Source organism: Streptomyces azureus, assembly GCF_001270025.1.
GTDB lineage: Bacteria > Actinomycetota > Actinomycetes > Streptomycetales > Streptomycetaceae > Streptomyces > Streptomyces azureus.
Genome location: NZ_DF968502.1, coordinates 1 through 4,129 on the forward strand (window position 1 = coordinate 1; position 4,129 = coordinate 4,129).

4 protein-coding genes are annotated in these 4,129 nt (G+C 74.0%); 3 read left to right on the forward strand and 1 reads right to left on the reverse strand.

The window, feature by feature from the left end; translation table 11 throughout:
• Nucleotides 1-680 (forward strand): EamA family transporter (locus AOQ53_RS37535; protein ID WP_059424326.1); only part of this gene is annotated, 680 nt, incomplete at its 5' end.
• Nucleotides 681-908: 228 nt separating this feature from the next.
• Nucleotides 909-1,856 carry a DMT family transporter gene (locus tag AOQ53_RS37540; protein ID WP_059424328.1) on the forward strand — a complete coding sequence of 316 codons (948 nt, stop codon included), beginning with the start codon at nucleotides 909-911 and terminating at the stop codon, nucleotides 1,854-1,856.
• A gap of 45 nt (nucleotides 1,857-1,901) precedes the next feature.
• Here the strand turns inward: AOQ53_RS37540 and AOQ53_RS37545 are convergent, their stop codons facing one another.
• Entirely contained in the window at nucleotides 1,902-2,585 is a 684-nt protein-coding gene (locus AOQ53_RS37545) for a pyridoxamine 5'-phosphate oxidase family protein (RefSeq protein WP_059424331.1), read from the reverse strand.
• Nucleotides 2,586-2,621: 36 nt separating this feature from the next.
• Between AOQ53_RS37545 and AOQ53_RS37550 the strand changes: the two genes are divergently transcribed.
• Complete coding sequence (locus tag AOQ53_RS37550) at nucleotides 2,622-3,953, forward strand: aminotransferase class I/II-fold pyridoxal phosphate-dependent enzyme (RefSeq protein WP_059424333.1); 1,332 nt, start codon at nucleotides 2,622-2,624, stop codon at nucleotides 3,951-3,953.
• The last annotated feature ends 176 nt before the right edge of the window (nucleotides 3,954-4,129 follow it).

Genomic DNA, 4,129 nt, shown 5'->3' on the forward strand with positions numbered 1-4,129 from the left:
TCGAGTACCTGGCGCCCGCCCTCGTGCTGGGCTGGGTCCGGTTCGTGCAGCGGCGGCCCGTGACGCGTGCCGCAGCGGTCGGTGTCGTCCTCGCCGTCGGCGGGCTCGCGTGCGTCGTCGAGGTGTGGTCGGGGCTCGGCTTCGATGCCCTGGGACTGCTGCTCGCACTCGGCGCGGCCTGCTGCCAGGTCGGTTACTTCATCCTCTCCGACCAGGGCAGCGACGCCGGGGACGAGGCGCCCGACCCCCTCGGCGTCATCGCCTACGGCCTGCTCGTCGGCGCTGCCGTGCTGACCGTCATCGCCCGGCCCTGGAACATGGACTGGTCCGTGCTCACGGGCACCGCGCGCATGAACGGCACGCCCGTCGCCGCGATCGCCCTGCTGGCCTGGATCGTCCTCGTCGCCACGGTCGTCGCCTACGTCACCGGCGTGCTCGCCGTGCGCCGGCTGTCCCCACAGGTCGCCGGTGTCGTGGCCTGTCTCGAAGCGGTCATCGCCACCGTCCTGGCCTGGATCCTGCTGGGTGAGCACCTGTCGGCCCCGCAGCTCGCCGGTGGCGTGATCGTGCTGGTGGGCGCGTTCATCGCACAGTCCTCGACGCCCTCGAAGGGCTCCGGACAGCCGGTGGCGAGCGGCGGCCCGGAAAGGAAGTTGTCCCGGCCCGGCAGGGCCGCATAGGGTGCCGATCATGCCTTCGAACGCACTCGTTCTTCCGCCTCCGGCCGCCTGAGGCGGGCCCTCCGGAAACCGCGCCCGGCGTGTCACTGCCGGGCCGAACGGTGCTGCCCGCAGACGAAGTCCGCGGACCCCGCTGATCCGACGTGATCCGGGGCCCTTCCCGAACTTCCGCGCACCAGCCGCCGCCGATCCCGCGCGGCGCGCCGTGCGCGTCTGCGGAGAGAACACGTGTCGAACACTGCCTCCGGCCTGCCCGTAGGGCGAGGCCTCCTCTATCTGATCGTCGCCGGTGTCGCCTGGGGCACCGCGGGCGCGGCCGCCTCACTGGTCTACCAGGTCAGTGACATGGGGCCCGTCGCCCTCTCCTTCTGGCGCTGTGCCGCCGGACTCGTGCTGCTGCTCGCAGTCCGCCTCGTCCGGCCGCGCGCCCAGGCCGCCGTACGCGAGCCGCTTGGCCGCCGGACGCTGCGAGCCGGCATCACCGGAATCGGGCTCGCGGTGTTCCAGACGGCGTACTTCGCGGCCGTCTCCGCCACCGGCCTCGCCGTCGCCACGGTCGTCACCCTGGGCGCCGGACCGGTGTTCATCGCGCTCGGCGCCCGGCTGACGCTCGCCGAGCGCCTCGGCCGGGGCGGAACCGCCGCCGTCGTGGGCGCGCTCACCGGGCTCGCGGTCCTCGTCCTCGGCGGCGGGGGCACGGCCGTGCGCCCGTGGGGTGTGTTGCTCGCGCTGCTGTCCGCGGCCGGGTACAGCGTGATGACGCTGCTCATCCGCCGGTGGGGCCGCGGCGGCGAGGCCGACTCCTCCCGGACGACCGTCGGGGCCTTCGCCGTCACGAGCCTGTGCCTGTTGCCGTTCGCCCTGTCCGAGGGGCTGCTGCCGCACACCGAGGACCCCGGCCGGGTCCTGGTCCTGCTGGCGTACGTCGCCGCCGTCCCCACGGCTCTCGCCTACGGCCTCTACTTCGCGGGCGCGGCCGTCGTACGGTCGGCCACCGTCTCGGTGATCATGCTGCTGGAGCCGGTGAGCGCGGCGGCGCTCGCCGTCGTGCTGCTCGGTGAGCACCTCACGGCGGCGACGCTGGCCGGCACTTTGCTGATGCTGGGCTCGGTCGCGGGGCTTGCGGTGGGGGAGGCACGGGGTGCGAGGGCCAAGGAGCCAGTGATGCTCGTGTGACTAGGGGGTGGGGAGTTGCGGCTGGTTGCGCAGCTCCCCGCCCCCTTACCGTGCCCTCAAGTAGTCGGGCAGTTCGGTGCCGGGGGCCAGGTCGGGGTCGGCGATCGGAGCACCGTAGGTCTTCCGCACCGGGACCACACCGGCCCAGTGCGGCAGGCCGAGGTCCTCCGGTTCGTCGTCCACGCCGCCCGTGCGGAGCTTGGCGGAGACCTCGTCCAGGTCGAGGCGGATCACCGCGGTGGCGGCCAGCTCCTTCTTGTTGGCCGGCCGCGAGTCGGCCGAACGCCCCGGCACGACATGGTCGACCAGGGCGTCCAGGGCCTGCCGCTTCTCCTCGGGGTCCGCCACGTCGTGGGCGACGCCGTGCACCACCACGGAGCGGTAGTTGACCGAGTGGTGGAAGGCCGAGCGGGCCAGGACCAGCCCGTCGACGTGCGTGACGGTCAGGCAGACCGGGAGACCCGGGTCGGCCTGGCCTGCCGCCCGCAGCGGGCGCGAGCCCGTCGAACCGTGCACGTAGAGCCGCTCGCCGACCCGGGCGTACAGCGTGGGCAGTACGACCGGCGTGCCGTCGCGGACGAAGCCCAGATGGCAGACGTAGGCCTCGTCGAGTATCGAGTGCACCAGTTCCCTGTCGTACGAGGCCCGGTCCGCCGAGCGGGTGGGGACGGTGCGGTCGGTGGGGGCGTAGGCGGCGGGTCGCGACGGCGTCTGCGGGGTCCCCTGCATGGCACTTCTCCATTGCACTAGTGCATAATCAGTTTTGTGCTAGGAGAGTATCGGATCAGCGGACGTCGCGCAGCGGACATTTCCGCGAGCATCGAGCGGGCGGTGGGGAGCGGTGAGCTGCGGCCGGGGCAACTGCTGCCGCCCATGCGGGAGCTGGCGGAGCGGCTGGGAGTGAATCCCAACACGGTCGCGGCCGCGTACCGGACCCTGCGCGAGCGCGGGGTCATCGAGACCGCGGGCCGGCGCGGCAGCCGGGTGCGGCCCGCGCCGGCCACGACCGGGCGGGACCACATCATGGTCGACGTCCCCGAAGGCGTGCGCGACGTGTCCAGCGGCAATCCGGATCCGGCGCTGCTGCCGGCCCTCGCGGCGGCGTTCGCGGCGGCGGCCGCCGAGGGCGACCGTGCTCCCGTCCTGTACGGCGAGGCGCCCGTGGATCCGGAGCTGGCCCGGATCGCCCGGGACGGGTTCGACGCCGACGGGGTGCCGGAAGGGCCGCTCGCCGTGGTCTCCGGGGCGCTCGACGCCGTGGAGCGGGTCCTGGCGGCCCACCTCAAGCCCGGCGACACCGTCGCCGTCGAGGATCCCGGCTGGAGCCGGATCCTGGACCTCGTCCCGGCGCTCGGGCTGCGGACCGTCCCCGTCGGTCTCGACGACGAGGGGCCGTACGTCGATGACGTACGGCGGGCGCTGGAGGCCGGGGCGCGTGCCCTGATCGTCACGGACCGGGCGCAGAACCCGACCGGCGCCGCGGTGAGCGCCACACGCGCGCGTGCCCTGCGGTCGGTGCTCCAGGAGCACCCGGAGACCCTCCTCATCGAGGACGACCACGGGCACGGCATCGTCGACATGCCCCTCCACCCGCTGGCCGGAGCCACCCGGCACTGGGCGTTCGTGCGCTCCGCGGCCAAGGCCTACGGCCCCGATCTGCGCCTCGCTCTGCTCACCGGGGACGCCGTCACCGTCGACCGGGTCCACGGCCGGCAGCAGCTCGGGCCCGGCTGGGTCAGCCGGCTGATCCAGCGGGCGTTGGTGCGGCTGTGGGCCGACGGGGCGGTGGACACGCGCGCGGTGGCGGCGGCGTACGAGGGGCGCCGGGACGCGCTGATCGGCGCGCTCGGTCGGCGCGGTGTCGTGGCGCAGGGGCGCAGCGGTATGAACGTGTGGGTGCCCGTGCCGGACGAGACCGGCGCCGTCGCCCGGTTGCTGCACGGGGGCTGGGCCGTCGCCCCCGGCGCGCGCTTCCGGCTGAGCACACCGCCCGGCATCCGGGTCACCGTCTCGACGCTCGCCGAGGACGAGATCGAGGAACTGGCGGACGCGATCGCCTCGGCCTTGAGGCCGGCGCCGGCGCGGAGTTACGTCTGAGGCTTCCCGGCTGGGTTCGTGGCGTCCGCCAAGCCGCTACGTCTGCGGCGTCAGCGAACCGGCTACGTCCGACGGGTCGGCGGAGCCGCTACGTCCGAGGCGTTCGCCGGACCGCTACGTCCGAGGCGTTCGCTGGATCTCCGAGTTGGAGGGGTTGGCCGGACCCGCCGAGTCTG

What these genes read in the sequence shown, in the direction of transcription:
- AOQ53_RS37545 (WP_059424331.1), bottom strand. Translation starts at nt 2,585, where the DNA reads ATGCAGGGGACCCCGCAGACGCCGTCGCGACCCGCCGCCTACGCCCCC.